The following is a 26,960-nucleotide window of genomic DNA, read 5'->3' on the forward strand; positions in this document are numbered from 1 at the left end:
GTTGCGATGTCCGACGATCCCCGTACGCGAAAGCGTACGGGGATTTTTATTGCGCTGCGCAAATCGCGCGCACGCGCCGGTATCGCGCGGCGCGAATACGGTTCGACGTAACGCGTATCCGGCACTGCGGGCCGCTTGCGCCGATGACCGAATCGCCGTGTTCGTGCCGGCGCGCGGCTGTGCATCGCCGTACGCCGCGCGTGTGTCGCGCGGGGCCCGCGTCATGAACGCGCCGATCGTTCCTGCCGAGATCGCCGACCAGGTGACGGCCGCATGCGCCGCGATCGAACGGCATCTCGGCGCAACGCTGCTGGCAGTGCATCTATTCGGTTCGGCGCTCGACGGCGGGCTGAAACCGCGCAGCGACATCGATCTGCTGGCGACGGTTGCCGCATCGCCGGACGAAGCGCTGCGGCGCGCGCTGATGCTCGATTTGCTCGACGTGTCTGCGCCGCCGCAGAGCACCGCACGCATGCGCGCTGGAAGTCACCGTGGTCGTGCACGGCGACGTGGTGCCGTGGCGTCATCCGGCCCGACGCGAACTGCAGTTCGGTGAATGGCTGCGCCGCGATCTGCGCGGGTATCGCCGAACCGGCGTGCGTCGATCACGATCTGGCGATTCTGTTGACGAAGGTGCGGCAGCACGCCGTTGCGCTGCGCGGGCCGCACGCGGCCGCATGGTTCGACGCGGTGCCCACGCGCGATTTCGCAGCCGCGCTCGTCGCCACGGTTGCGCAGTGGAATGCCGAGCCCGACTGGCGCGGCGACGAATGCAACGTCGTGCTCGCGCTCGCACGCATCTGGTACAGCGCCGCGACCGGCAGGATCGCGCCGAAGGATGTCGCCGCGGCGTGGGCGCTGGAGCGCCTTCCGGACGCGTACCGGCCCGTCTTGTCGGCCGCGCGTACCGTCTACCTGCACGGCGACGATGACGGTGCCGATACGCTGTTGTCGGGCCGGCCGGTCGCCGCATTCGTGCGTTACGTGCGACGGATCGTCGAAGCCATGATGTCGGCGTAGCAGCGTGCGAACGGCCGCTGCGCGCGATTGCGTCGCGGCGCGATGCAATCCCGTCGACGGCCGCGGCCAAGCGCGTATCGCGCGCGCTCCACGAGCGTGCCGACGCCCGCGCGACGGAGGCCGCGACACCCGTGCCTCGTCAGCCCGCCGTGCCGGCGTAGGCGGCCTTCAGCGCGGCGACGTCGAACTTCGTCATCTGCATCATGGCCGCGGCCACGCGCGCCGCCTTGACCCCGTCACGGTCGGCCATCATCGGGATCAGCGCGTCGGGCACGATCTGCCACGAGACGCCGAAGCGGTCGCGCAGCCAGCCGCAGCCGTCGGCCGTGCCGCCGCTGTCGAGCAGCGCGCTCCAGTAGCGGTCGAGTTCCGCCTGGTCGGCGCAACTGATCATCAGCGAGATCGCGTGGTTGAACGTCTCGGTGCGCGGGTGGCTCATCGCGATGAACGGCTGCCCGAACAGCTCGAATTCGACCATCCGGGTGCCGTCCGTGCCGGCGACCGCCGTGACGCGCACGACGCGCGAGTTGGGGAAAATGCCCGCATAGAAGGCCGCGGCTTCTTCGGCTTCGGTCGCGTACCAGAGGAATGGCGTGATCTTCTGAATCGTCATGGAGCGTCTCCTGTCGGGTATCGGTGAGGGACGGGGCAATCTGCGCGCCGCCATCGATACGACGGACGAAGGCCGTCGAAATCGACACGTCGAAGCATAGTGCTTCACGTCGCGGTATTGAAATCGGCAGGGTGGACGGACAAACGCCCGTTGCGATGAGGGATCCCGTTGTCGCGCGTCAGGCTGACGTGGAGCGAGTGGTCCGCGCGACGGCGTGCACGGGATCGGCCGTATGTAGCCGTCGTAGCCGTCGGACAGCGAGGGGTGTCCGGGTGCCTCTGGACAGGCGTCCCGCGCGCGACAGGTGGTCCAGGGACTGCGCACATGCCGGTTGTCGCACCCGGAGCCCCGGGGGCGTCGTCGTTCGACCGGGCGCCGCCGGCAGCGGACGAAAAAAAACCAGCCACGGCCGAAACCGGTGACTGGTTTTGCAGTTCGGCGACATGGCGTCGGAGACGCCATGCACGCCGGAAACGTACTTCTTAGAACTTGTGGCGCAGGCCGAGTGCGACGATTTCTTGCGACTTCGTGCCAGCGATGCCATACGAGCCCACCGATGCTTGCGCCGGCGACGTCGTGCCGTCTGCGTTGAGCTGCGTGCCGCTCGCATGCTGGTACGCACCGACCAGGTAGATGTCCGTGCGCTTCGACAGCGAGTAGTCCGCACCCAGCGACACCTGATGGTACTTGGCGTCCGTATTGCCGCTTGCCTTCGTGTACGAGTAGCCGAGGCCCAGCAGCACCGGCGGCGTGACCTGGTACGTCACGAACGCGCGGCCCGTGTTGTACTTCTCGGTCGAACCGAAGCCCGACGATGCGTCCGGCTTGTACTGTGCGTTGCTGTAGCCGAGGCCAAGCGTCACCGGGCCGATTGCATACTGACCTGCGACTTGCGCGATGGCGATCGACTTTGCCGAGACATAGCCCAGGTTGATCGGGCCGTCGACGATGTTGTCCGACGTCGTCGAGGTCCAGTCAGTGCGTGCGCCTGCTGCCGGCGTCGGGTTGTTCGCATAGAAGTAGCCTGCCGCAACGCCGACCGGGCCGTTGTTGTATGCGGCTGCGACCGACCACGTCTGGCCAGCGCCCGTCTTGCCTGCGACGCCACCAAGGGCATACATGCCTTCGACCTGGAAGCCTGCGAACACCGGCGAGGTGTACTTGATCGCGTTGCTGACGCGCAGCGAGTTGTCGTTGTTGTCGACGTCGCCCGGCGTAGCGAACACGCTACCGAAATAGTTGTCGGCCGTCACGGCTTGGACCAGATCGACGATCGGGTCATATTGGCGGCCCAGCGTCAGCGTACCGTACTGGCTGCTTTCCAGGCCGACGTAAGCCTGGCGACCGAACATGCGCCGGCCTTGGCCCAGTGCGCCCGATGCCGAGTTGAAGCCGTTTTCCAATTGGAAGATCGCCTTCAGGCCGCCACCGAGGTCTTCGGAACCCTTCAGGCCGAAACGGCTGCCTTGCAGGTTGCCGCTACCCATCGACCAGGAATTGTTGCCTTGACCGTCGTTACCGTGGACATAGGTGATCGACGTATCGATCACGCCGTACAGCGTGACGCTCGACTGAGCGTGAGCAGCGCCAGCGGCGCCCAGCAGGGCGAGCGAGAGGGTCGAGAGTGCGAGTTTCTTCATCGTTGAGTATCTCCACGCAAATGAATCGTCATTCGTTATTTGTTGCGGATTGGAGAATAGCTCAGTGCCATACATGCAAGAAAGCTTAAAAAATAAAGTGTCTCGAAAAGGTAACAGCAGGAAAAAGTCCATATATATCAAGCACATCAACGACTGTTCCGCTTTTTGAAATAGTTGACAATTGCTGCGCTGCGATTGTTGCGGCGGTTGGTGCATCCGGCAGCGGATGGGCGAGTTTCGCCGGTTCGAGCGCGGAAATCGAGGCATGCAAACGTTTGCCGTTGCAGCGTGCATCGCGTGTCGATGCAAAGAACGCGTCAACGTGCGCGAATGCCCGGCGGGCGGGATGGTTGCGGAAAGGGAAGCGCTCGCGTAGGGCCGCGATACCACGCGCGCGGCGCGCGGCAGCGGCAAGCAATGCGTCGCGAATCAGTCGCTGCTTGCGCGATCGGGCGGAGCGGCCGCGGCCGCGGTGTTGCCGGTGCGGCGATACGCATCGCCGCGCGCGGCCGCGAATTCGGCGCCGAGCAGCAGCACGGCTGCGGAGAAGTACAGCCACATCAGCAGGACCGCGAACGATCCGGCCGCGCCGAACGCGCTGGCCGTGCCGGCGTGCGCGAGATACAGCGCGAACAGCTTCTTGCCGCCCGAGAACAGGATCGCGGACACGATCCCGCCGATCAACGCGTCACGCCACGCGACGCGCGCGTCGGGCAGGAACTTCATCAGCGCCGCGAACGCGCCCGCGAGCACCGCGATGCCGACGAAGAACTGCAGCAGGTTGGTGATCGCGACGTACGGCGAATCGCCGAGCAGCCAGGTGCCGATAAACGTGATCGCGGTATCGAGCACGAGCGACACGATCAACAGGAATGCGACGCCGAGCACGAGCCCGAACGAAATCAGCCGCACGCGCACGAGCCCGAGCATGCTCGACCAGCGGCTTTCCGTACTCGGCCAGATCACGCTCAGCGCGGTGTTCAGCGACGCGAACGTCGCCGACGCGCCGAGCGCGAGCGCGGCGAACGAGATCAGCGTCGCGATTCCGCCGCGCTCGCCCGCGCGATGTGCGTTCTGCACGATTGTCTGGATACTGGCCGCCGCGTCGTCGCCGATCAGTTGATGCGCCTGCTCGAACACCTGGCCGCGTGCGGCGTCGTCGCCGTAGAACCAGCCGGCCACGGCGATCACCATCACGAGCGTCGGCGCGAGCGAGAACGCCGAGAAGAACGCGATGCTCGCGGCCATCGCCGAGCAGCGGTCGGACGAGAAGCGCTTGAACGCGTCGAGTGCCCAGTTGGCCTGTCGTTGCGCGAGACGGGTGGCTTCGGATGTGATCTGTCGTTTCATGACGGTTCGATTGGGCGTTGAATGCGAGGACATCGTGGATCAGACAAATCGGTATTGATCCGAGGATTCGATCATAGTTGCCTGAACTGTCTATAATTCCTTTCAGTTTCACCCCACCCCACAAAAACGCCGAGACCATCATGCTACAAATGTCCCGGCGCCAGTTCCTGAAGGTGACGGCCACGTCGCTTGCCGGATCGAGTCTTGCCCTGATGGGCTTTTCTCCAACGGAAGCGCTCGCCGAGGTCCGACAGTACAAGCTGGCGCGCACAGTCGAAACGCGCAACACCTGCCCCTATTGCTCGGTGGGTTGCGGCATCCTGATGTACAGCCTCGGTGACGGCGCGAAGAACGCGCAGTCGAGCATCATCCATATCGAAGGCGATCCCGACCATCCCGTCAACCGCGGCACGCTTTGCCCGAAGGGCGCGAGCCTGATCGACTTCATCCACAGCCCGAACCGCCTGACGCGTCCCGAATACCGGGCGCCTGGCTCGGACAAGTGGGAACCGATCTCGTGGAACGACGCGCTCGACCGGATCGCGAAGCTGATGAAGGCCGACCGCGATGCGAACTTCGTCGAGACGACCGAAGACGGTGCGAAGGTCAACCGCTGGCTGACTACCGGCATGCTGGCCGCGTCGGCGGGCAGCAACGAGGTCGGTTACCTGACCCACAAGACCATCCGCAGTCTGGGGATGCTCGCGTTCGACAATCAGGCGCGTGTCTGACATGGCCCGACGGTGGCAGGTCTTGCCCCGACGTTTGGCCGTGGAGCGATGACGAACCATTGGGTCGACATCAAGAACGCGGACGTGATTCTCGTGATGGGCGGCAATGCAGCCGAGGCCCATCCGTGCGGTTTCAAGTGGGTAACGGAGGCGAAGGCGCACCGCAAGGCGCGGCTGATCGTCGTCGACCCGCGCTTCACGCGTACGGCCTCGGTGGCCGACTACTACGCGCCGATCCGCACCGGCACCGACATCGTCTTCCTGGGCGGTGTGATCAACTATCTGCTGACGAACGACAAGATCCAGCATGAGTACGTGAAGAACTACACGGACTTCTCGTTCATCGTGCGCGAGGATTTCGCGTTCAACGACGGCATCTATTCCGGCTACGACGCGGAGAAGCACGCGTACCCGGACAAATCGAGCTGGGACTACGAACGCGGCGACGACGGCTTCGTGAAGGTCGACCCGACGCTGCAGCATCCGCGCTGCGTATACAACCTGATGAAACAGCACTACGCGCGCTATACGCCGGACATGGTCCAGCAGACGTGCGGCACGCCGAAGGAGAAATTCCTGAAGGTGTGCGAAATGCTCGCGACGACGGCCGTTCCCGGCCGCGCCGGCACGGTGCTGTACGCGCTCGGCTGGACCCACCATTCGATCGGCTCGCAGATCATCCGCACCGGCGCGATGGTGCAGCTGCTGCTCGGCAACATCGGCATCGCCGGCGGCGGGATGAATGCGCTGCGCGGCCACTCGAACATCCAGGGATTGACCGATCTCGGGCTGATGTCGAACCTGCTGCCGGGCTACATGACGCTGCCGATGCAGGCCGAGCAGGATTTCGACGGCTACATCAAGAAGCGCGCGCAGCAGCCGCTGCGGCCGAACCAGCTGAGCTACTGGAAGAACTACAAGGCCTTCCACGTCAGCTTCATGAAGTCGTGGTGGGGCGACGCAGCGACCGCCGAGAACAACTGGGCCTACGATTACCTGCCGAAGCTGGACAAGCAGTACGACCTGCTGCAGGCGATCGAGCTGATGAATGCCGGCAAGATGAACGGCTACATCTGCCAGGGCTTCAATCCGCTCGCGGCGGCGCCGTCGAAGGTGAAGACGGCAGCGGGCCTCGCGAAGCTGAAATGGCTCGTGATCATGGATCCGCTCGCGACCGAGACGTCCGAGTTCTGGAAGCATCACGGCGACTACAACGACGTCGATGCGTCGAAGATCCAAACCGAGGTGTTCCGTCTGCCGACCACGTGCTTCGCGGAGGAAAACGGCTCGCTCGTCAGTTCGAGCCGCGTGCTGCAATGGCACTGGAAGGGCGCTGAGCCGCCGGGCGAGGCGAGGAGCGACCTCGAGATCATGTCGGGGCTGTTCCTGCGCATGCGCAAGATGTACCAGACGGACGGCGGCAAGTATCCGGACCCGATCGTGAACCTCACGTGGCCGTATGCGAACCCTGAAAGCCCGACGCCCGAAGAGCTCGCGATGGAGTTCAACGGGCGCGCGCTGGCCGATCTGCCCGATCCCAAGGATCCGACGAAAACGCTCGTGAAGAAGGGCGAGCAGCTTGCCGCATTCGCGCAGCTGAAGGACGACGGCACGACCGCGAGCGGCTGCTGGATCTTCTGCGGCGCGTGGACGCAGGCCGGCAACCAGATGGGGCGGCGCGACAATTCCGACCCGACCGGCATCGGCCAGACGCTGAACTGGGCATGGGCATGGCCGGCCAACCGGCGGATCCTGTACAACCGCGCATCGTGCGACGTGAGCGGCAAGCCGTTCGACCCGACCCGCAAGCTGATCGGCTGGAACGGCAGCGCGTGGAAGGGCGCCGACGTGCCGGACTTCAAGGCCGACGAGCCGCCCGAGAACGGGATGGGGCCGTTCATCATGAACCCGGAAGGCGTCGCGCGCTTCTTCGCCCGCGCGGGGATGAACGAAGGCCCGTTCCCCGAGCACTACGAGCCGTTCGAGACGCCGCTCGCGGCGAACCCGTTGCACCCCGACAACCCGCAGGCGCTGAATAACCCGGCCGCTCGCGTGTTCCAGGACGACCGCGCGTCGTTCGGCAAGGCGTCGGAGTTCCCGCACGTCGCGACGACTTACCGGCTGACCGAGCATTTCCACTACTGGACCAAGCATGCGCGGCTGAACGCGATCATCCAGCCCGAGCAATTCGTCGAGATCGGCGAAGATCTCGCGAAGGAAGTCGGCGTCGCGCATGGCGATCGTGTGAAGGTGTCGTCCAAGCGCGGCTACATCGTGGCGGTCGCGCTCGTCACGAAGCGGATCAAGCCGCTGACGATCGAGGGCAAGAAGGTCCAGACGGTCGGCGTCCCGTTGCACTGGGGCTTCAAGGGTCTGACAAAGCCCGGCTATCTCGCCAATACCCTGACTCCGTCCGTAGGCGACGGCAACTCGTACACACCGGAATTCAAGTCGTTCCTGGTGAAGGTCGAAAAGGCGTAAGGGGGAAGAGATGGCATTGCAATCGCTGGATATCAAGCGCGTCTCGGCCACCACGACGCCACCGCCCACGGTGCGCGAACCGGTGACTGGGAGCGTCGCGAAGCTGATCGACGTATCGAAGTGCATCGGCTGCAAGGCATGCCAGACGGCATGCATGGAGTGGAACGACCTGCGCGACGAAGTCGGCACCAACGTCGGCGTGTACGACAACCCGGCCGACCTCACCGAGCACTCGTGGACGGTCATGCGGTTCTCCGAATACGAGAACCCGGCAGGCGACCTCGAGTGGCTGATCCGCAAGGACGGCTGCATGCACTGCGAGGATCCGGGCTGCCTGAAGGCGTGTCCGTCGCCGGGCGCGATCGTGCAGTACAACAACGGGATCGTCGATTTCCACGAGGAGAACTGCATCGGTTGCGGCTATTGCGTGACCGGCTGCCCGTTCAACGTTCCGCGGATCTCGAAGAAGGATCATCGCGCATACAAGTGCACGCTCTGCTCCGACCGCGTCGCGGTCGGCCAGGAACCGGCCTGCGTGAAGACCTGCCCGACGGGCGCGATCGTGTTCGGCACCAAGGAGGACATGAAGCAGCACGCCGCCGAGCGGATCGAAGACCTGAAGGAGCGCGGCTTCGAGCATGCGGGGCTGTACGACCCGCAGGGCGTCGGCGGCACGCACGTGATGTACGTGCTGCACCACGCGGACAAACCGTCGCTGTACCACGGGCTGCCCGACAATCCGTCGATCAGCCCGATGGTGAAGCTGTGGAAGGGCATCGCGAAGCCGCTCGCGGTCGCCGGCCTCGCGCTGACCGCGCTGGCCGGGTTCTTCCACTACACCCGGGTCGGTCCGAACGAGGTCAGCGAGGACGAGGAAGCCGCCGCCCGCGACGAGGCGCGACGCATCAAGGAGGACGCAAAATGAAGCACGACGACCCCAACCTGATCGTCCGCTACACGCCGAACGAGCGCACGAACCACTGGATCACCGCGATCACGTTCGTGCTGCTCGCGCTGTCCGGGCTCGCGCTGTTCCATCCGTCGATGTTCTGGCTCACCGCGCTGTTCGGCGGCGGCCAGTGGACGCGGATCCTGCATCCGTTCGTCGGTCTCGTGATGTTCGTGTCGTTCGCGATTCTCGTGGTGCGCTTCTGGCACCACAACGCGCTCGACGCGGACGACCGGCAATGGCTGAAGCAGATCGACGACGTGCTGACCAACCGGGAAGACAAGCTGCCGCCCGTCGGCCGCTATAACGCCGGACAGAAGCTGCTATTCTTCACGTTGGTGGCGTGCCTGGTGTTGCTCCTGCTGTCGGGGATCGTGATCTGGCGGCGCTACTTCTCGTTCTACTTCCCGATCGGGGCGATTCGCGCGGCCGCTGTCGTGCATGCCGTGGCGGCCTTCGTGCTGATCGCGAGCATCATCGTGCATATTTACGCGGCGTTGTGGGTGAAAGGCTCGATCGGGGCGATGGTGCGCGGCACCGTCACGCTGGGCTGGGCCCGCAAGCATCACCCGAAGTGGTTCCGTGAAAGCGTGAAGTAACGCACCGGAGCGGGGCGGTACGTCGATTGCTGCGTATCGTCCCGCCACCGCCGGAATCGCCTGGAAAGCGCCGATCCGTCGGCGCTTGTTTTTTTGGATGACATTTTCGTGACACAACGCATTCTCGAACCGACCGAGATCTCGACGCTCGATCATTCGGCCATTCCGCGCTTTCGGCTGCCGGAGCGCGGCACCGTGTTTGCCGCGCGTGCCGCAAGGCTGCGCAAGCTCGCCGACCTGAACCCGATCAGCGGCTACCTGCGGCTGATGGCGACCGTCGCCGATGCGCAGCACGCGACGCTGCAGGCGCTGAACCTGCCGATGCCGTCGCCCGAAGCGATCGCGCGTGCGCAGCAGCATTCCATGCCGCTCGTGCCGGCGCTCGACGGCGAGCGCAACCCGCAGTGGCGGGCCGTGCTGTATGAACTGCTCGACCGCGTCGAAAGCGCCGGGCTCGTCAATCCGTCGCTCGCGAAGCTGCTCGACCGGCTGCGCCTGATGGCGCCTGCCGAACTCGACGCGCAGGCCGACGCGATCCTCGCGCTGCGCTTCGCCGAAGTCGATCCGGCCACCGCGCCGTTCCTGATGGCCGCGCTGCAGGTCGTCTGGACCGACCTCGCGAGCCGCGTCGCACCGGCCGACGTCCCGTATCTCGACCAGCCGGGGCTGTGCCCCGTGTGCGGCACGCATCCGGTCGCGAGCGTCGTGCGCGTCGGGGGCCAGTTCCAGGGCTACCGTTTCCTGCAGTGCGGGCTGTGCACGACCGAGTGGCACATGGTGCGCACGAAATGTTCGCACTGCGACTCGACCAAGGGCATCGCCTACCACGGGATCGAGGGCGGCAGCGAAGCCGTCAAGGCCGAGTCGTGCGACGAATGCAAGACCTATCGCAAGATCGGCTACCAGGAGAAGGACTACGAGTTCGAGCCGCTGGCGGACGATCTCGCGAGCCTCACACTCGACCTGCTGATGAACGAAGCCGGCTACCAGCGCAGTTCGCCGAACCCGCTGCTGTGGCCGGACATGTCGCGCGACGCGGAGTGACGGCGCGCAGCCGGGGCGGGCGCACGCGCGCCGGTGCCGGTTGCCCTGCCACGCAAGGAAATGGAGCCACCATTACGTGACCGACCCGGGCTTGAATGAACTGAATGCTGTCCTCGCGCGCGTGCCGTCCGTTGAGCGCGTGTTGACGTCGGCGCCGCTGCAGCCGCTGCTCGCCGACTACGGCCGCACCCGCGTGCTGAACGCGGTGCGTGCCGAACTCGAACGCTGGCGCACCGCCGCCCAGCAGAATCCGCCGGCGGCCGAGCCGTTTGACGAGCTGCGCATCGCCGCCGCGGTTGCCCGCACACTGGCCGCACAGAACGCGGGCGCCTTGCGCTCGGTGTTCAACCTGACGGGCACCGTGCTGCATACCAATCTCGGGCGCGCGTTGTTGCCCGACGACGCGGTGCGCGCGGTGGTCGACGCGCTCACCCGGCCCGTCAACCTCGAATTCGATCTCGCCACCGGCCGCCGCGGCGATCGCGACGACCTGATCGATGATCTGTTGTGCGAACTGACCGGTGCGGAAGCCGCGACCGTCGTCAACAACAATGCGGCAGCCGTGTTGCTGGCGCTGTCCGCGCTCGCGCCGAAACGCGAAGTGATCGTGTCGCGCGGCGAGCTGGTCGAGATCGGCGGCGCATTCCGCATTCCCGACATCATGAGTCGTGCGGGCGCGAAGCTGCGCGAGGTCGGCACGACCAACCGCACCCATCTGCGCGATTACGCGGATGCAATCGGGCCGCGCACCGCGATTCTGATGAAGGTGCACTGCAGCAACTATGCGATCAGCGGGTTCACGAAGGAAGTGACGACGGCCGAGCTCGCGCCGCTCGCGCACGAGCACGGGCTGCCGGTCGTCGTCGATCTCGGCAGCGGCACGCTTGCCGATCTGTCGCAATGGGGCCTGCCGCACGAGACGACCGTGCAGGAAACCGTCGCGGCCGGCGCGAATCTCGTCACATTCAGCGGCGACAAGCTGCTCGGTGGGCCGCAGGCCGGCCTGATCGTCGGGGATCGCGCGCTCGTCGCCAAGATCAAGAAACACCCGCTCAAGCGTGCGCTGCGCGTCGGCAAGCTGACGCTCGCCGCGCTCGAGCCCGTGCTGCGGCTCTATCAGGCGCCGGAATTCCTGCGCGAGCGGCTCACCACGTTGCGCCTGCTGACGCGGCCGCAGCGCGACATCGCCGACGCGGCGGAGCGCGTGCGCCCGGCGTTGCAGGCCGCGCTCGGCAGCGGCTTCGACGTGACGGTCGAGCCGATGTTCAGCCAGATCGGCAGCGGCGCGCTGCCGGTCGACCAGCTGCCGAGTGCCGGGCTCGTCGTGCGCACGCCGGACGGCAAGCGCAGTGGACGTGCGCTCGCGCTGCTCGAGCAGCGACTGCGCGAATGGCCGCGTCCGGTGATCGGCCGCATCGCCGACAATGCGCTTCGGCTCGACCTGCGTTGCGTCGAGGCGGCAGATGAGGCGGCATTCGTCGCGCAATGCATGCAGGTCGCGGGGCCCGCTGCATGATCGTCGGTACCGCGGGACATATCGATCACGGCAAGACGACGCTCGTGCGGGCGCTGACCGGCGTGGACACCGACCGGTTGAAGGAAGAGAAGGCGCGCGGCATCTCCATCGAGCTCGGTTATGCGTATACGCCGCTCGAGAACGGTGACGTGCTTGGCCTGATCGACGTGCCGGGCCACGAGAAGCTGATTCATACGATGGCGGCCGGCGCGTGCGGGATCGACTTCGCGCTGCTCGTGATTGCCGCCGACGATGGCGTGATGCCGCAGACCCGCGAGCACCTCGCGATCCTGCAACTGCTTGGCGTCGCGCATGGCGCGGTCGCGCTGACGAAGTGCGATCGCGTCGACACCGCACGCCTGTCGGCCGTGCGCGACGAGATCGCCACGTGGCTGCACGGCACGACGCTCGATGGCGCGCCGATCTTCGAAACCTGCGCGACGCGCGAGGACGATCCGGGTGTCGCCGCATTGAAGCGTCATCTCGCCGATGCGGCGCTCGCGTGGCGTACACGCCGCGACGACGGCCTGTTCCGGCTCGCGGTCGATCGCGTATTCACGCTCGCCGGGCAGGGCACCGTCGTGACCGGTACCGCATTCGCGGGCCGCGTGGCGACCGGCGACACGCTCGCGGTCGTGCGCACCGGCGCCGCCGCTCGCGTGCGCGGCATCCATGCGCAGAACCGGCCGGTCGGCGCGGGCCGCGCGGGCGAGCGCTGCGCGCTCAACCTGGCCGGCGTCGACAAGGCGGACGTCGAGCGTGGCGATACCGTCGCGGATGCGCGGCTGGTCGCGACGTCGCCGCGTCTCGACGTCGACCTGACGCTGCTCGCCGATGCGGGGCTCTCGCTGACGCACTGGGCGCCGCTGCACGTGCATCTCGGCACGCTGCATCGCGTCGCGCACGTCGCGCTGCTCGACGGCGATACGCTCGCGGCCGGCCAGAAGATGCGCGTACAACTGGTATTCGACGAACCCGTGTTCGCGCTGCCGGGCGATCGCTTCATCGTCCGCAATCCGCAGGCGACGCGTACCGTTGGCGGCGGTCGCGTGCTGGATCCGTTCGGTCCCGCGCGCAAGCGCCGCACGCCCGCGCGTCGCGCATGGCTCGACGCGCTGGCCGTGTGGCTCGACGAAGGGCGGCTCGATGCGCTGCTTGCGCAGGCACCGCTCGGTATCGCCCGCGCGATGCTGACGCACCTGACGGGTTTCGCGCCCGACGCGCTCGCGTTGCCGGATGACGCCGTGGCGATCGGCCAGCGCGAGCGGGCGTCGAACGACGGCACGGTAATCGCGCGAGCGCACTGGCATGCACTGCAGGCGCGGGCGATCGATACGCTGCGCGCGTATCACGAGCGCATGCCGGACGAGCAGGGGCTCGATGCGGCACGCCTGCGACGGATGGCGGCGCCGCTCGTCGGCGACGCACTGTGGCGCGCATTGGTCGATGCGCTGGTCGATGGCGGGGAGGTTGCGCGAAGCGGGCCGTGGCTGCATCTGCCGTCGCATTCGGTGAGTTTCGATGCGCGCGAGGAAGCGTTGGCGCAGCAACTGCTGCCGCTGATTCATGCAGGGCGCTTCGATCCGCCGTGGGTCCGCGATTTGGCGCGCGACACGGGCGCGGCCGAGGATGTCGTGCGCACGCTACTGCGCAAGCTCGCGCGGCGCGGCGACGTGCATCAGGTCGTGCGCGACCTGTTCTATCACGCGGATGTCGTGCGCGAGCTGGCCGGGCTGGTGGCGCTTCTCGCACCGACGCGCGGCGGCGGGCTCGATGCGGCGACTTTCCGCGACGCGACCGGGCTCGGCCGCAAGCGGGCGATCCAGATTCTCGAATTCTTCGATCGGGTTGGGTATACTCGCTTCCACCGCGATCTTCACTTCCTGCGGCCTGACAGCGGTTGGGTGGGTATACAGGCGTAGGCGCTCGTTGTTCTTTTGTTTTTCCCACGGAAGGCATTCGTATCCGGTGGTACGGCCGGGCTTCAAACCCGGTTGGGGGTGTCAGACACTCCCGGGTCAGTTCGACTCTGGCTGCCTTCCGCCACAACGCTTTTAGCTGGGCGAGCCGTGTAGCCCGGCGGCCCGTTTAGTTTCCGCAAATTTGCACATTTTCCGCAAAAGCATCATTTGGTTGGCTTCACCTTGTCTCCGCGCCGATTGCGCACGTATCCTGACGTTGCGGTGCGCGCGCGGGCCGTTTCGCAGATGCGCCGGGCCGCCTGACGAAGTGATCCGTTGAATTGGCAACGCTGGAGTTAGTGTGACCTGGCAACTTGGAACAGCCGCCGCCGAATTGGCATCAGCTTGAACCAACCTGCCTCCCCGATTCCCGGGGCGGTTCATCAAGAGCTTGCAATGTCAGTGTGGCTCACGAGCGGCGTAATGAGGAAAGTCGCTCGCGGCAAGAGCACAGCGTGCGCGTAATCGATGCCCAGTACATTGGATGCGTGCGCAACAATATACCTTTCATCCCAAGCCGGGGGCGCGACTTTAATGCCCGTTTTCCGGGGTTGTGGAGGCTGTCCATATTGAGCCTTGGCGCACGCCTATGCCGCGCTTCAACACCATCGTCTAGAGCTCAGCGCACTTCGCTGAAACACCTCGCCAGCGGCCTGCCGCCGTTCAGTCCCGCAGCCTGACCTTCGCCGTCCCGCATTAGCGGAATAGCCGGACACGAATAGCGCACGAGCGGACACCATTAGCAGTATCTGCGAACTTCAACACCCGCCGTGCGGCTAGCCGGATTGGCGATGTGGGGGCCGTGAGAGCTTGACCGACCCAATGCGATCGAGTTCGAGGTGCCAGATGGCCGACGCTTGCAAGAACGCCTCACTCGAACGTGATGAACTGTGCCGACGACCATACCTTGCTGTCGTTGCGCTGCCGCCCGAACAAATAGACGGGGCGATACCCGAACGATGCGTTGTCGGGCGCCACGTCGATGCTGCCCGCGAGATCGACTGGCAGCGGCTTGTCCGTCAGCCGTTCGATCGCGACGAATAGCTCCGTGCCGCCGAGTGCGTGTGTCGCCGATTCACGCGCGAGCAACTCCGCGCCGCTGATTTCGAAGCGGAACACAGGGGCGTGCACGAACGGATTGCGCTCCAGCGGGTCGCCCACCTTCGCGAAGCTGTCGATCGTGCCCTCGACCACGATTGTCGCGGCGGCGAGATTGCCGACGTCGAGTTCGATGCTGTCAGCGTCGCCGTAGGTGTCGCTGCGAAACTCGATGTCGGTCGCGCCGGTGCGCCATGCCGACTCCTCGACATGCTCGAACCCGTTCGACCCGAAACGGTGAATCGTGCCGTTGACGATCCGGATCCGGCCGCGCCACGCGGCCCAGCGATAACGGTCGCGGATGCGCGCACCGCCCCAGCGGACCCGGATCAGCCGCTCCGCGTAGCCGAGTTCCGCGTGCAGGTTGCGTTCCCACAGCAAGCCGTCGTGATCATACGCGGCCACGTATTCCCAGCCCGACTGGCCGAGCAGCCGATAGTCGAGCCGCGCCGGCCCTTCGTGCGCAAACGCGGCGCCTTGCCAGTGATCGCCGCAGCGCACCAGCAGCGTACTGTGCTCGCCATTAGTCGCCCACGTGCGGCGCGCGCGTAGCGCTTCGCCGACGTGCTTTCGATCGAGCACGGGCGCGAGCACGCCCGTCAGCCCGCCATGCACGCCGAAGACCTGTACGCCGGGTGCGCCGCCGCCGGGCCGGCCGCGATGTTCGTCACCGCTGGCCGCGACGCCGAGCTGATAACCCCGTGCGATCACGTCCTGGTACAGCCAGCCGAAATGGCCCCACGACGATGCGATCTCGACGAGCCGCTCGAGCTCCGGATGATGCCAGTCGGGGATGTAACGACGACCGCCCACGTGCGGCATGACCAGATGTTGCGCGGCATTGTCCGCATACGCATCCCACAGTTCCTCGACGGGCCAGCGGCCGAGTTCGACCGCATGCCCCTTCATGTCTTCGTTCCAGACCAGCGTGCGGTTATGTTCGCCGCGCGTGTTGTACGGGAAATCCGGTTGCTCGTCGCCGAGGAACACCACGTTGTGGTCGCCCCCTGCGGTCGAGCTGCCGCACCATTCCTGCACCGGATACACGACGAACCGGCCCGGTTCGTTGAAGCGCTCGACCGCGTCGACGCCGAGCCGCCAGTTCTCGTCGGTGATCTGGAAGTCGTTCGCGGTATAGCCGAGCACGTCGATGCCGCCGATGTCGCGTGCGTAGCGCGCGTTGTACTCGGGACTGTTGGTGCCGACCGTGTCATGTGCGTGTACATGAAGGTCAGCATACAGCGCGCGCGGCACGGGCAGCGACGCGTCGACCGTCAGCCACGCTTCGGCCGCACGCACGTCCGGGTGCGCCGGTACGTCGGCGACGATGCGCAGCGTGCCCGCGTCGACCGGCAGGTCGTCCAACGCGCAACTCGCAAAGCCTGTATCGGGCAGCGCGTGTTCGCGCCCGTAAACGATCTCGCCGCGGGCGTCGTACGCGACGACCCGGGCATGACCGCCGACATCGCGGCACGCGTTGCCCCAGCGGTCCTGCAGCGACAGCCGGAACGGTGCGCGCGTGCCGGGCTGCACGAAGCGAGGGCCGTTCAGCAGCACGTCGGACGGCGCACCGGCACGGATGTCGATCGACACGTCGCCGGGCACGGCGACGAAGCGCGACGTGCCGAGCGGATCGACGTAGAGCCGGAATCGGAAGTTGTCTTCGACGAAGGTCTGCACGCGCGTGCCGGGGCCGCGGCGGCGGTCGCCGAGGCGGATCACGATCCGGTCGCCCGCATTCACGTAGCCGTCGACGATGTCGACGATCACGGCCTTCTGGAACGGCCGCTCATGTCCCTTCTGGTCGAAGCGCACGTTCAGCGCCTGCACGGTGGCCGGGCTCTGGCCCGGCACGAGCGGCGCCGCGTGGTACTCGGCGCTGATGTAGTTCGCGGAGCTCGGGTCGCTCGTCTGGAACAGCGCCCAGTCCGAATAGAACTTGAAGGTCGCCTTCAGCCAGCCGCCGTCGGCGATGCCGGACGAACCGACTTCGTAGTCGAGCACGATCTCGCTCCACTCGCCGGCTTCGAGCCGCGTGACGTTGCATTGCACGCGTCCCGCGAACGGCAGGCGTTTGTGGCGTTCGTAGAGCCCGTCGGGCGCAACGTGCGGGCCGAGGCGGTCGCGCAGCGCTGTGGCGCGCGCGTCAACAGTATCGATGGCGTCGTGGGATTCGTTCATTGTGGAATGCAAAATGATGTCGAGGGAAGGCAGCGCGCGTCAGTGCGCGAACGGCCAGGGCGCGCTCGCGTCCCAGACGGGAATACCCATGTACGCGTACCACGGTGCGATCACGCAGAGGCCGTAGACGATCGCGATCAGCACCGACACCGCGCCGACCTTCGCATAGTCGGCCGTCGAGAACGCGCCGCTGCTGTACGCGATGACGCCGGCGGTGATCTGCGTCGGCAGCAGATAGGCGAAGCTGTCGGTATCGCTGACGAGCATCGTGAACGCGACCGGATGCAGCCCGAGGCGCGGTGCGAGCGCGAGCGTGATCGGCGCGATCATCGTGACGGCCGCGACGTTGGACAGCATGCCGATACGGATCACGTGCGTGCCGAGCATCACGATCGCGATGGCGAGCCACCAGCCGTGCCCGCGCGCGGCGTCGTAGACGTGATCGGCGGCCCAGCTTGCGAGCCCCGACGCACTGATCGCCGACGACAGCGACAACGCACCGGCGAGCAGGAACAGCGTGCCCCAGATCGTGCGCTGTTCGACTTCGGCCCAGCCGAAGCGCAGCACGCCGGGCGCGAACAGCAGCGCCAGCGCGATCAGCGCGACGATTTCCGACGGCAGGTGATGCAGCGGCTCGGTAGCCCACAACACGGCGACGGTCGCGAACAGTGCAAGTACGGCCCAGTCGTTGCGCGCCGCGGGCGGTTGCGCGCCGCGCATCGCCGCAATCGCGCCGGGGCCGCGGGGAATCGCGATGGCGCGCGAGCGGAAATGGAACTGCACCCAGGCTTGCGTGATCGCGAACATCCCGAGGTACGGCCACTGCAGCTTCAGCCACGTCAGGTACGAGATCCGGATGCCGAGCTGTTTCTCGAGCAAGCCGGACACGACCATGTTCGGCAGATGAGCCGTCAGGATGCACATGCCGCTGATCATCGCGCCGTACACGAGCGTCTGGATCACGATCGCCTTGCGGGCGGCGCGCTCGCGCGGCGATTCGCCGAACAGCCGGACGATGCCGTTCGTGACCGGCAGCAGCGTCGCGGCACGTGCATTCGCGGCCGGCACGACGAGCGCCATCACGCAGTTCACCGCGAACATTGCCCAGATCACGCCGTTGGCCGTGCGCACCTTCAGCCGGTCGAGCAGCAGCAGCGCGATGCGGCGGTCGAGCCCGCATGCCTGCATGATCGCGGAGAACAGGAACGCGGCGAGACACAGGAACACGACCGGCGCGGCGAAGCCGCTGGCCGCCTTCGGGAACGACGGGCTCGCGTGCGACAGCACGAGCAGCATCGGCAGCAGGATGCCGCTTACGCCGACGGGAATCGCTTCGGTGATCCATACGATCGCGACCCAGGCGACGACGGCAAGCGTCGCGTTCCCTTCGGCCGACAGATGCGCAGGCGCAGGCAGCCACCATGCGATCGCGAAGAACGCGAGCCACGCGGTGGTGAAGCCGATCGCTGCACGCCGTTGTGCACCGCGCGACCGACCCGTCGCGTGCGGATCGGTGCGCGGCGCAATGGCCGGTTCGGCTCGTGTCGGCCGGCTGGCCCGCGTGCCATCGAGCGGCGGCGTGCCGATTGCGTTTTCAGTCACTGGTATGCTCCCCGGGCGTCGGGACCGCGAAACGCGACCCCCGATCGTCTGTCGAGATGTGATAATACGTATTAATACAAGTTGGGCGTTCCAATTGCTTTTCATATCGATATCGGGAGACGCGCATAGCGTGGACCCAGCACGACGAGGAAGGACCGATGACGCTGGTGCGTGACGACGCGACGTCGCTTTACGAGCAGCTTGCGACGACGTTGCGCGACGAAATCGAACGCGGTGTGTACGAGCCGAGCGGCAAGCTGCCTTCGGAGGCACAGTTGAGCGAGCGTTTTGAGGTCAGCCGCGTGACCGTCAGGCTCGCGCTCGATCGGCTGAGCGACGCGCGCATCGTCGAGCGCAAGCAGGGCAAAGGGACGTTCGCCGCGAAGCAGCGGCTGCGGCATCGGCTCGACGTGCTGCGCGGGCTCCACGATTCGATCGCCGATCAGGGCGCACGCGCCCGGATGACGTTGCTGCGGTTCGAGGCGTGCGACGTGCCGCCGGGCCTGCTCCACGTTTTTGCAGACGACGTAGCGCGTTGCGTCTATCTTGAACGCTTGCATTGGGTCGACGACGAGCCGATCGCGCTCGCGCAGACCTGCCTGCTGCCCGACGCCGCGACCGTTACCTTCGAGCAGGCCGAGCGGATGTCGACCTACGAGGTCCTGGAAAGCGTGCTTGGCTGGCGCATGACGGACGCCGACATGTCGGTCACGGCCGTGGGGGCGCCCGAAGACGTTGCGGAGCGCCTCGGGGTCGGCGCGCATTCGCCGCTACTTGTGCTGCGGCGCACGTCGCGCCTGGCGGACGGCCGTACGTGCGAATCGACGGTGTTCCACATTCGGCCGGAGCGTTTCGACCTCCTCGTGCACAGCGGGGTGGAGGCAAGATTCATCGGCTGACGGGGTATGCGGCCGCCCGTTCACCGGCCGCCGTGATGTGCACGGCGTTCCGCACGGTACGCCGGCCGCGTTGTGCGACATGCACGGGATTCGTTATCTGCGCGCGACAGCGAAGCATCACAGCAATCGGTATTTTGCGCGCGCCCGAGGTTGACTAAGATCAGACTCTTGGGCGGATGCCAGTATCGTCAACCGTTCCGCCCGCGCTGATCCTCGGCGAGACGGGCACGGCAAGGAGCTGGTCGCGCGCCATATCCACCATGTCAGCGGCCGCACGGGCGCGTTCATCGCGGTCGACTGCGGCGCGATCAACCCGCGGCTTGCGGAGAGCGAGCTGTTCGGCCACGAGGCCGGCGCATTCATGGGCGCGCAGGGGCGCCGCATCGGCTATTTCGAGGAAGCGCACGGCGGCACGATCCCTCTCGACGAGATCGGCAATCTCGCGCCGAGCTGCTGCAGGTCGATGCGGCCGGTCGGGCCGACACCACCGGCAGCCAGGAGCCGATCGTCGCGCTGGCCGCGGCGAGCCTGGCGGCCCCGGCGCGCGGCGCTCGTCGACGTGCAGTAGCTGCACGGGCTTGGCCAGCCGGACCAGGAAGACCTGCTGCTCAACGGCTTGCTGCCTGAGTTGCGGCGTCGCGACCTGCTCGATACCGACTACGTGGGCGGCGATCTCCGCGCGAACCTGAAGCTGCCGGCTTTGCAGTGCGAAACGGCGCTGGCGTGAGCGGGTGAACGGCCGAACGGTGCACCGTGCTTCGCGTTCGTCGGTGTGCCGTTGCGCCATATCGCGCGATCAGATATCCATCGAAAAAATAACCATTTGGTACACGCTTGCGCGCGCATTACAGTCTGGCCTCCTGCCGGCTGCGACGCCGGTCGTTTCGACGTTATTTCAGAAATTCGCCACATGAATCGTTTGATGCGTTCCAGGGTCCGCCGTGCCGCGGCCGCGCTGTTCGTGCTCGGCCTCGTGCCGGCTTGCCATGCAGCCCAGCCGACGTTGCGCGTCGGCATCGACGCCGAGTCGTATCCGCCGTTCTTCTCGAAGGACGCGGCCGGCAAGTGGAAGGGCTGGGAAATCGACCTGCTCGATGCCGCGTGCGGCAAACTGAACGTGCGCTGCGAACTCACCGACATTGCGTGGGATGGCCTGATTCCGGCGTTGCAGAACCGCAAGATCGACGTGATCTGGTCGTCGATGACGATTACGGGCGAACGGCAGAAGGCGATCGATTTCAGCCGTGCCTATTACGAGTCGCCGACGGTGTTCGTCGGCGCGAAAAGCGACCGGCGCCGCGTCGATTGCGCGGTGCCCGCGAGCTTCAAGGGCCGCGTGATCGGCGTCGAGGCCGGCACGAACTTCTCGGCGTTCCTCGATTCCCGCTTCAAGCCGGACGCGCAGATCAAGGCCTTCGACAAGTTCGACAACGCGCTCGCGGATCTGGTGTCCGGCCGGGTCGACTACGTGCAGGAAGGCAAGGGGCTGTTTACGGCATTCCTCGCGTCGCGCGACGGCAAGGACTTCGAGGTCAAGGCGACCTGCGCGGACAATCCGGTGCTGGGCCTCGGCATCGGCGCGGGCGTGCGCCAGGGCGATGCGCTGCGCGGCAAGCTGTCGACCGCGATCGCGCAATTGCAGCAGGACGGCACGTGGGATGCGATCACCGCCCGCTATCCGAACCTGAAGGGCACGATCGAGAAGGGCCGCTGACCCGATGGCCGCGGACGATTCGCTGCTCGCGTTGCTCGCATTCGGCGACGGCGGCTATGGCCGCGTGTTCGCGGGCGCGTTCGCGCTGACGTTCGGCGTCGCGGCAGCGTCGTTCGGCGCCGGCGTGCTGCTCGGCATCGCCGGCGCGCTCGGCAAGCTGTCGCGCCACGCGCCGCTCGCGTGCCTCGCGCGGCTCTACACGACGCTGGTGCGCGCGCTGCCCGAGCTGTTGTGCCTGCTGCTCGCGTTCTATGCGCTCGCGCCTGCCGTCGAGGCCGCGCTGCACCGCGGCGGCCTGGTGCCCGACGGCTTCGCGTTCCCGCCGTTCCTCGTCGCGGCGCTGTCGCTCGGGTTCATCCAGGGTGCGTATCTGACCGACATCTTCCGCGCGGCGCTCGTCAACGTGCCGACCGGGCAGATCGAAGCCGCGCACGCGTTCGGGATGACGCCGTGGCAGACGTTTACGCGCATCCGGCTTCCGGCCGCCGCGCGGCTCGCGTTGCCGGGCACGGACAACGTGTGGCTGAACGCGACCAAGGATGCATCGTTCATCAGCGTGCTCGGCTCGTTCACGGATTTGCTGAAAGCGAGCCAGCTCGCGGCCGGCGCGACGCGCCACTACGTATTCTTCTATCTCGTCACGGCCGCGCTGTTCCTGCTGCTGAGCATCGCGTCGACGGGCCTCTTCGCGGCGCTTGAGCGCCACGCGAATCGTGGCACGAGGCGCGCAACCGCATGATCTTCTCGCTGCCATTCCTGCTCGACACGGTGATGCCGAAGCTGCTTGCCGCGGTGCCGACGACGCTCGCGCTGACGCTTGTGTCGGGCGCAGCCAGCGTGCTGCTGGGCGTGCCGCTCGCGCTTGCCGCCGGCGCGCGCCATGCGCCGCTGCGCTGGTCGTCGCGCGGCTGGCTCATGCTGATTCGCGGCACGCCGCTGCTCGTTCAGCTCTATTTGCTTTACTACGGATTCGGGCAGATCGTCCCGCGCGAATGGATGCGCGACAGCTGGGCGTCGCCGCTGCTGCGCGACGCGTTCTGGTACGCGATCGTCGCGTTGAGCGTGAACGAGAGCGCGTATGTCGCGACGATCCTGCGCGGCGCGATCGCCGGCGTGCCGGCCGGCGAGATCGAAGCCGGGCACGCGTACGGCATGACGCGCGTGCAGGTGCTGCGCCGCATCGTCGGCCCGCGCGCGTGGCGGCTCGCGCTGCCCGCGCTCACCGGCGAGGCGATCCTGCTGCTGAAATCGACCGTCCTCGCGTCGACCGTGACGGTGTTCGACGTGATGGGAACGGCCAATACGCTGCGCTTCGAGACGTTGCGCGTGTACGAGCCGCTGGTCGGCGCGGCTGTCGTCTATGTCGTGCTGGTCGCGCTGCTCACCATTCCGGCCGCGCGTCTCGAGAGGCATGTCAATCGCCATCTGACGCGCAGCCCCGACGCTCGCGTCCCCGTACGCCGCCGCCGCGCGTCGCCGGACGCGTGGGCGGCCCCCAACTGATTCCTGCCCCGATAACGAACCTGACGATGTCCGATCCTCGCCCCTTGCTGTTTTCCCTGTACGAACAAGCCAGCGTCGGCTGCGGCGGCGCGCCGAGCCTGTGGACCCATCCCGCCGACGAACGGCTGCGCGCGAATACGCTCGCGTTCTGGTCGGACCTCGCACGCACGGCCGAGCAGGCCGATCTCGACATGCTGTTCTTCGCGGACGTGCTTGGCCTGTACGACGTTTATGGCGGGTCGGCCGACGCGGCACTGCGATGGGCGGTCGAGTCGCCCGCGAACGATCCGATGATGCTGATTCCGGCCCTCGTCGCGCAGACCGAGCGGCTTGCATTCGGCGTGACCGCAAGCACGACCTACGAGCACCCGTTCGCGCTCGCGCGCCGCTTCAGCACGCTCGATCACCTGAGCAACGGCCGGATCGGCTGGAACATTGTGACGTCCTACCTGACGAGCGCGGCGCGCAACTTCGGGCTCGACCGGATGATCGGCCACGACGAGCGCTACGCGCGCGCGGAGGAGTTCCTCGACGTCGTGTACAAGCTGTGGGAAGGGAGCTGGGCGGACGATGCGGTGGTCGCCGACAAGCACGCGCCGCGCTATGCGCGCGGCGACCGCGTGCGGCCGATCGCGCACGAAGGCACGCACTACCGCGTGCAGGGGCCGCACGTCTGCGCGCCGTCGCTGCAGCGCTCGCCCGTGCTGATCCAGGCCGGCTGGTCCGGGCGCGGGCGCGAGTTTGCGGCGAAGCACGCGGAGGTAGTGTTCGTCGCGAAGTCGAATCCGCACGAGATTCGTGCGGGCCTCGACGAGATTCGCCGACTCGCGACGGAGCGCGGCCGCGCAGCGGACGACGTGAAGTCGCTGACCATGCTGCGGATCGTGACCGCGCGCTCGTCGATTGACGCGAAGGAGAAATACCACACGCTGCAGCAGCACTACCACCAGCACGCGCAACTCGTCAGCTATGCGGGCGACACCGGCATCGACATCGACCGCTATGCGGACGACGAACCGCTGACGACACACACGGAAGGGCTCACGTCCTACGTGGTTCGGCCCGACGGCAGCGGCAAGCCGCTCACCGCCGGCGACGTGCGGCGCAAGTTCGCGAGCGTCACGCGCGGCACCGACCTGATCCTCGTCGGCTCGCCCGACGAGGTTGCCGATCAGCTCGCCGAGCATGCGCGCGAGTCGACGACGAGCGGCTACATGCTCAATCCGCTGATCAGCCCGGGCACGCTCGACGATTTCGCCGAGCTGATCGTGCCGGAACTGAAAAAACGTGGCCTGTACCGCACGACGGCGCCGGCCGGCACCTTCCGCTCGCGGCTGAGCGGCCGCGACCGCCTGCCGGACACAGCGCAAGGCGCGTCGTTCCGGCAATCCGCATCCGACGGACGGTGACGCGCCGGTCGATACGGAACGACTATCAGGGGAGGGGCGTGACGTGAACCGCGACGTGCTGTTCCGGCTGCAACCGCGCCGTGCCCGCCATTGGGAGCGTCTGGCATGAACACCACGGCGACCGACACCGCCGCTGCGATGTGTTGTTTTCTATTTTTCACCGGTTGACGTGAAGAGTTTGATTGCGTGAAGCGTCGGCATACCGGAACGGAATGTCGAGGCAAAGCGCACGAGTAAACGACCGCGCGCGCCGTCGACGACCGAATCGAATCGAGCCAAAAAAACGCGCGCGGCCACGAGGATCGCGCGCAAAGTCGGAGAACGGTTGCAGGAGACGATTCAGTTACCGCTCGACGCGACGGTATTGGCCGCGCCGGCACAATCGTGCTGGTACTTCTGCATCAGACGGGCCTGTGCCGAATCGATATCGTCGGGATAGCTGCTCTCGTCGCCGGACGACGGGTCGTAGCCGACCGACTCCAGCTCGTTCAGTTCGTTGACGAGCTGCCGGTGGGAGACCGGGCCGCTTGCATGTACGAACGGATAGTCGTGGCATTGCGCCGACGTGAGCTTCGTCTCGGCATGCGCGGAGACGCTCAATGCGAGCATGGCGGCGCAGACGAGGTAACGGACGGGATGATTCATCTTCGGCTCCTTGATGGCGTTGGATCGAGGCCGTACGGCAGGATCCCTGCGTCGGCCGCGAGACGAAGATTAGGCACGGCGGGCTATCTAAACGGCGGCATGATGATGAAACATGTTTTAGGCAAGCCCGGATCGGGCCATACACTGGCTGCCGAATGCGTGCGAGGTTAAAGAATCCCCCATGAGCGTATTCCAGGAAGGTTAGACGCAGCGACGTATCGTCGAGCGATGAGTCGATCGATACCGCATGTGATCTCGCGTCCCATCACGCGGACATATCGGGCACACAATCGCACCGGGGCTGATCGCGCGTTGCGACGCTTGGTACAGCCAGAGTCGACAACGGCCTGCGCACGATGCGTGCCCGACATGAAACTTTCTTCACGAAGCCGATGCGCGGCTTTTACGCGTGCACGCATAAGCTGTGCACGAGCGCGTCGACCGTCGGGTATCGAAGCGCATACGTCCCTTCATGAAGACGAGAATCGTACATGGCATCATCAGCTCCCCCGGTTAGCGAGCCGGCCGTGCCTGACCCACTGGTCGAGGGCAGTGCGGCCAACGCGCACGTACTCACGATCGAAGACGACGAAATCACCGCGAACGAAATAGTCGGGGCACTGGAGGGGCGCGGCTTTACTGTCGAATGGGTGGCGAACGGGCGCGATGGGATGGTCCGCGCGCTCGGCAACGAGTTCGACGTGATTACGCATCGACCGGATGCTGCCGGTCGTCGATGGCCTCACGATCCTGACCACGATGCGCAGCGTCGGCGTGCGCACGCCGGTACTGATGCTGAGCGCGCTGGGCGATGTCGACGAGCGCGTGCGCGGGCTGCGCGCGGGGGGCGACGACTACCTGACGAAACCGCTCGATCCCGACGAAATGGCCGCGCGCCTGGAGGTGCTGCTGCGGCGGAATCAAGCCGCTCCGTCCGCGCTCGACACGACGCTGGTCGTCGATCCGCTCAAGCTCGACCTGATCTCGCGCAAGGCGTTTCGCGACGGTGAAGAAATCGTGTTGTTGCCGACCGAGTACCGCGTGCTCGAATACATGATGCGCAATGCCGGGCAAACCATCACGCGGACGATGTTGTTCGAGGCCGTATGGGGCTATCACTTCGATCCCGGCACGAACCTGATCGAAGTGCACATGCGTGACGATCGAATGCTGGCCGAGGTCGCTGGGATGATGTCCGTCTGGACCAGACTGCACATGCTTGCGTATTTCAGCCGCGAGGCCGGTCGATGCGCATCCTGCTCGTGACCTCGCCGCATCCGGACGCGTCGTGGCTGCACAAGGCGCTGCAGGAAAGCGGGCACAGCTTGCAGCGCGCGGACGGTCTGCGCGACGGTCTGTTTCTCGCGTCGCAGGAGGCTTTCGACGCGATCGTTGCGACCGCGTTCGAGGCCGGCAGCGACGCTGCGCTGATTGCGATGCTGCCGCGTTTCGTGGCGGACGGCGGCGGTGCCGCGCTCGTGGTGCTGATCGGCGAGGCGTCGGCGCGCGAACGCATCCATATGCTGCGCGCGGGCGCCGATGCGTGTTTTTGCGCACCTTATTCGTTCATCGAGCTGCACGAACGCCTGCAGGCGTTGCAGCGGCTGGCCGGGCCGCGAGATGCAGGCCGTGCGCTTGCGGGGGCGTCCGCGTTCGAGGCACTGGCACGCGAAGTCAAGGACGGCAAGCTGCGGCTCGCCGTGACGCGACGGGAATTCCTGTTGCTCGAATGCCTGATGCGCCATCCGAACGCGCCGGTGTCGCGCGACCAGTTGATCCGGTATGTCTGGCAGGACAAGGAGGATGTCGATCCATCCAGCGTCAATCTCGTGGTGTCGCGGCTGCGCCGCAAGCTCGCGCGGCACCTGCCCGACGTCCGAATCGATACGGTAAGCCGCTATGGCTACCAGGTGACGCTGCCGGACGCATGAACGCGCGGGTCCGGCCGCGCAACGCACCTCACGGACGCTCTGCTGGCGGCAGCGCACCCGACGTGCGTTTACGA

Annotated in this window: 20 protein-coding genes, 1 tRNA gene and 2 pseudogenes; 16 read left to right on the plus strand and 7 right to left on the minus strand. The window is 66.4% G+C overall.

What is annotated here, in order from left to right; all coding sequences use genetic code 11:
* The first annotated feature begins 223 nt into the window (after positions 1-223).
* A pseudogene (locus WI26_RS18670) lies at positions 224-1,020 on the plus strand (aminoglycoside adenylyltransferase family protein).
* A gap of 139 nt (positions 1,021-1,159) precedes the next feature.
* On the opposite strand, the gene WI26_RS18675 reads toward WI26_RS18670, so the two are convergent.
* From WI26_RS18675 to WI26_RS18685, 4 genes are all read right to left on the minus strand, one after another.
* The gene (locus tag WI26_RS18675; RefSeq protein ID WP_069226775.1) at positions 1,160-1,633 is read right to left on the minus strand and encodes a VOC family protein; all 474 of its coding nucleotides are present in this window, start codon (positions 1,631-1,633) and stop codon (positions 1,160-1,162) included.
* Between the two features lie 482 nt (positions 1,634-2,115).
* Positions 2,116-3,273: a porin gene (locus WI26_RS18680; protein WP_059466402.1), complete on the minus strand. Its 1,158-nt coding sequence runs from the start codon at positions 3,271-3,273 to the stop codon at positions 2,116-2,118.
* A gap of 85 nt (positions 3,274-3,358) precedes the next feature.
* Positions 3,359-3,691 carry a hypothetical protein gene (locus tag WI26_RS32270; protein WP_155768789.1) on the minus strand — a complete coding sequence of 111 codons (333 nt, stop codon included), beginning with the start codon at positions 3,689-3,691 and terminating at the stop codon, positions 3,359-3,361.
* Between the two features lie 11 nt (positions 3,692-3,702).
* Positions 3,703-4,623 (minus strand): YihY/virulence factor BrkB family protein, encoded by a 921-nt coding sequence (locus WI26_RS18685; protein ID WP_069226776.1) that lies wholly within the window; start codon positions 4,621-4,623, stop codon positions 3,703-3,705.
* 140 nt (positions 4,624-4,763) lie between these two features.
* Between WI26_RS18685 and fdnG the strand changes: the two genes are divergently transcribed.
* The 7 genes from fdnG to WI26_RS18725 all read left to right on the plus strand — a co-directional run bounded on the left by fdnG (position 4,764) and on the right by WI26_RS18725 (position 13,989).
* Entirely contained in the window at positions 4,764-7,835 is a 3,072-nt protein-coding gene (fdnG, locus tag WI26_RS18695; RefSeq protein ID WP_081051566.1) for a formate dehydrogenase-N subunit alpha, read from the plus strand.
* A 10-nt stretch (positions 7,836-7,845) separates the two neighbouring features.
* Positions 7,846-8,760: a formate dehydrogenase subunit beta gene (gene fdxH / locus WI26_RS18700; RefSeq protein WP_059450830.1), complete on the plus strand. Its 915-nt coding sequence runs from the start codon at positions 7,846-7,848 to the stop codon at positions 8,758-8,760.
* Complete coding sequence (locus tag WI26_RS18705; RefSeq protein WP_059510150.1) at positions 8,757-9,383, plus strand: formate dehydrogenase subunit gamma; 627 nt, start codon at positions 8,757-8,759, stop codon at positions 9,381-9,383. Before fdxH ends, WI26_RS18705 begins: the two co-directional genes overlap by 4 nt.
* A gap of 108 nt (positions 9,384-9,491) precedes the next feature.
* Positions 9,492-10,427 (plus strand): formate dehydrogenase accessory protein FdhE, encoded by a 936-nt coding sequence (gene fdhE, locus WI26_RS18710; RefSeq protein ID WP_196488885.1) that lies wholly within the window; start codon positions 9,492-9,494, stop codon positions 10,425-10,427.
* 76 nt (positions 10,428-10,503) lie between these two features.
* Positions 10,504-11,943 carry an L-seryl-tRNA(Sec) selenium transferase gene (selA, locus tag WI26_RS18715; RefSeq protein ID WP_069226777.1) on the plus strand — a complete coding sequence of 480 codons (1,440 nt, stop codon included), beginning with the start codon at positions 10,504-10,506 and terminating at the stop codon, positions 11,941-11,943.
* Positions 11,940-13,865 carry a selenocysteine-specific translation elongation factor gene (gene selB / locus WI26_RS18720; protein WP_069226778.1) on the plus strand — a complete coding sequence of 642 codons (1,926 nt, stop codon included), beginning with the start codon at positions 11,940-11,942 and terminating at the stop codon, positions 13,863-13,865. Before selA ends, selB begins: the two co-directional genes overlap by 4 nt.
* 28 nt (positions 13,866-13,893) lie before the next feature.
* A tRNA-Sec gene (locus WI26_RS18725) sits at positions 13,894-13,989 on the plus strand.
* 785 nt (positions 13,990-14,774) lie between these two features.
* Here the strand turns inward: WI26_RS18725 and WI26_RS18730 are convergent.
* Both WI26_RS18730 and WI26_RS18735 read right to left on the minus strand, forming a co-directional pair.
* Complete coding sequence (locus WI26_RS18730; protein WP_069226779.1) at positions 14,775-17,183, minus strand: hypothetical protein; 2,409 nt, start codon at positions 17,181-17,183, stop codon at positions 14,775-14,777.
* A gap of 39 nt (positions 17,184-17,222) precedes the next feature.
* Positions 17,223-18,785, minus strand: coding sequence for an SLC13 family permease (locus WI26_RS18735; protein ID WP_236849353.1), 1,563 nt, complete (start codon positions 18,783-18,785; stop codon positions 17,223-17,225).
* A 158-nt stretch (positions 18,786-18,943) separates the two neighbouring features.
* Here WI26_RS18735 and WI26_RS18740 point away from each other — a divergent pair, with 158 nt between their 5' ends.
* From WI26_RS18740 to WI26_RS18765, 6 genes are all read left to right on the plus strand, one after another.
* Positions 18,944-19,684 carry a GntR family transcriptional regulator gene (locus WI26_RS18740; RefSeq protein ID WP_069226780.1) on the plus strand — a complete coding sequence of 247 codons (741 nt, stop codon included), beginning with the start codon at positions 18,944-18,946 and terminating at the stop codon, positions 19,682-19,684.
* 253 nt (positions 19,685-19,937) lie between these two features.
* Positions 19,938-20,252, plus strand: a complete 315-nt coding sequence (locus WI26_RS33290) for a sigma 54-interacting transcriptional regulator (RefSeq protein WP_269465993.1) — start codon at positions 19,938-19,940, stop codon at positions 20,250-20,252.
* Positions 20,253-20,594: 342 nt separating this feature from the next.
* Positions 20,595-21,398: a transporter substrate-binding domain-containing protein gene (locus tag WI26_RS18750; protein WP_059595318.1), complete on the plus strand. Its 804-nt coding sequence runs from the start codon at positions 20,595-20,597 to the stop codon at positions 21,396-21,398.
* A 4-nt stretch (positions 21,399-21,402) separates the two neighbouring features.
* Positions 21,403-22,137, plus strand: coding sequence for an ABC transporter permease (locus WI26_RS18755; protein WP_069226781.1), 735 nt, complete (start codon positions 21,403-21,405; stop codon positions 22,135-22,137).
* Positions 22,134-22,901, plus strand: coding sequence for an ABC transporter permease subunit (locus WI26_RS18760; RefSeq protein WP_059466388.1), 768 nt, complete (start codon positions 22,134-22,136; stop codon positions 22,899-22,901). Before WI26_RS18755 ends, WI26_RS18760 begins: the two co-directional genes overlap by 4 nt.
* Before the next feature lie 26 nt (positions 22,902-22,927).
* Complete coding sequence (locus tag WI26_RS18765; protein ID WP_069226782.1) at positions 22,928-24,310, plus strand: LLM class flavin-dependent oxidoreductase; 1,383 nt, start codon at positions 22,928-22,930, stop codon at positions 24,308-24,310.
* A gap of 339 nt (positions 24,311-24,649) precedes the next feature.
* Here the strand turns inward: WI26_RS18765 and WI26_RS18770 are convergent, their stop codons facing one another.
* Positions 24,650-24,955 carry a DUF4148 domain-containing protein gene (locus WI26_RS18770; RefSeq protein WP_059466386.1) on the minus strand — a complete coding sequence of 102 codons (306 nt, stop codon included), beginning with the start codon at positions 24,953-24,955 and terminating at the stop codon, positions 24,650-24,652.
* Positions 24,956-25,446: 491 nt separating this feature from the next.
* Between WI26_RS18770 and WI26_RS18775 the strand changes: the two are divergent.
* Positions 25,447-26,221, plus strand: a pseudogene (locus WI26_RS18775) (response regulator transcription factor).
* Positions 26,203-26,886: a response regulator transcription factor gene (locus WI26_RS18780; RefSeq protein WP_069226783.1), complete on the plus strand. Its 684-nt coding sequence runs from the start codon at positions 26,203-26,205 to the stop codon at positions 26,884-26,886. The pseudogene WI26_RS18775 and the gene WI26_RS18780 overlap by 19 nt, the downstream one beginning before the upstream one ends.
* Positions 26,887-26,960: the final 74 nt, after the last annotated feature.

It is taken from the genome of Burkholderia diffusa (assembly GCF_001718315.1).
Classification (GTDB): Bacteria; Pseudomonadota; Gammaproteobacteria; order Burkholderiales; family Burkholderiaceae; genus Burkholderia; species Burkholderia diffusa_B.

Coding starts and splice junctions, on each gene's coding strand:
- WI26_RS18770 (WP_059466386.1), bottom strand. CDS start 24,955: ATGAATCATCCCGTCCGTTACCTCGTCTGCGCCGCCATGCTCGCATTG.
- fdxH (WP_059450830.1), top strand. CDS start 7,846: ATGGCATTGCAATCGCTGGATATCAAGCGCGTCTCGGCCACCACGACG.
- WI26_RS18680 (WP_059466402.1), bottom strand. CDS start 3,273: ATGAAGAAACTCGCACTCTCGACCCTCTCGCTCGCCCTGCTGGGCGCC.
- WI26_RS18765 (WP_069226782.1), top strand. CDS start 22,928: ATGTCCGATCCTCGCCCCTTGCTGTTTTCCCTGTACGAACAAGCCAGC.
- selB (WP_069226778.1), top strand. CDS start 11,940: ATGATCGTCGGTACCGCGGGACATATCGATCACGGCAAGACGACGCTC.
- WI26_RS18760 (WP_059466388.1), top strand. CDS start 22,134: ATGATCTTCTCGCTGCCATTCCTGCTCGACACGGTGATGCCGAAGCTG.
- WI26_RS18780 (WP_069226783.1), top strand. CDS start 26,203: ATGCGCATCCTGCTCGTGACCTCGCCGCATCCGGACGCGTCGTGGCTG.
- WI26_RS18755 (WP_069226781.1), top strand. CDS start 21,403: ATGGCCGCGGACGATTCGCTGCTCGCGTTGCTCGCATTCGGCGACGGC.
- WI26_RS18705 (WP_059510150.1), top strand. CDS start 8,757: ATGAAGCACGACGACCCCAACCTGATCGTCCGCTACACGCCGAACGAG.
- WI26_RS18685 (WP_069226776.1), bottom strand. CDS start 4,623: ATGAAACGACAGATCACATCCGAAGCCACCCGTCTCGCGCAACGACAG.
- WI26_RS18675 (WP_069226775.1), bottom strand. CDS start 1,633: ATGACGATTCAGAAGATCACGCCATTCCTCTGGTACGCGACCGAAGCC.
- WI26_RS18730 (WP_069226779.1), bottom strand. CDS start 17,183: ATGAACGAATCCCACGACGCCATCGATACTGTTGACGCGCGCGCCACA.
- WI26_RS18750 (WP_059595318.1), top strand. CDS start 20,595: ATGAATCGTTTGATGCGTTCCAGGGTCCGCCGTGCCGCGGCCGCGCTG.
- WI26_RS18740 (WP_069226780.1), top strand. CDS start 18,944: ATGACGCTGGTGCGTGACGACGCGACGTCGCTTTACGAGCAGCTTGCG.